This is a genomic window from Pseudoalteromonas rubra (assembly GCF_000967655.1).
In the GTDB taxonomy this organism is placed as follows: Bacteria; Pseudomonadota; Gammaproteobacteria; order Enterobacterales; family Alteromonadaceae; genus Pseudoalteromonas; species Pseudoalteromonas rubra_A.
Genome location: NZ_JXYA01000145.1, coordinates 1 through 428, shown reverse-complemented (window position 1 = coordinate 428; position 428 = coordinate 1). Strand labels below are relative to the sequence as shown.

Annotated in this window: 1 protein-coding gene; it reads right to left on the bottom strand. The window is 47.0% G+C overall.

The features are described from left to right. On the bottom strand, positions 1–401 hold a 401-nt coding region (locus tag TW77_RS23975), incomplete at its 3' end, for an IS256 family transposase (protein ID WP_046007495.1). Positions 402–428: the final 27 nt, after the last annotated feature.

Sequence of the window (428 nt, the reverse complement as noted above, 5' to 3'; positions counted from 1 at the left end):
ATAGTACCGTTGGAAATAGATATATCGTACATATCGGCGATGTGAGCGCGGATATCCTGGTAGCTGTTACCCAAGGCAAACAGCGCAAGAATCTTGCGTTCTAAGTCTTCGGTTAGATGGGTTTGGTGCTTTTTCACCAACTGCGGCTCGAAGGTGCCTGCTCGGTCACGAGGCGTCTCAAGTTCAAATGCACCAGTGGGCCCTTTGACGGTTTTAGTGGATTTACCGTTCTTACGGTTGGGCTCGGAGCTTTCAGCTAAGTGGTTTTCCAACTCAGCCTTCATTGCGGCTTCAGTGAGCTGTTTTATCAACGGGGTGAGCGCTCCATCTTTACCAGTGAGGTTTTTGCCGTCCTGGAGCGCTTTCAATACAGAATCTAAATCAAATTTTTGTGTAGTCATGGGTCATTTCTCTTTTTGTATCTTAAC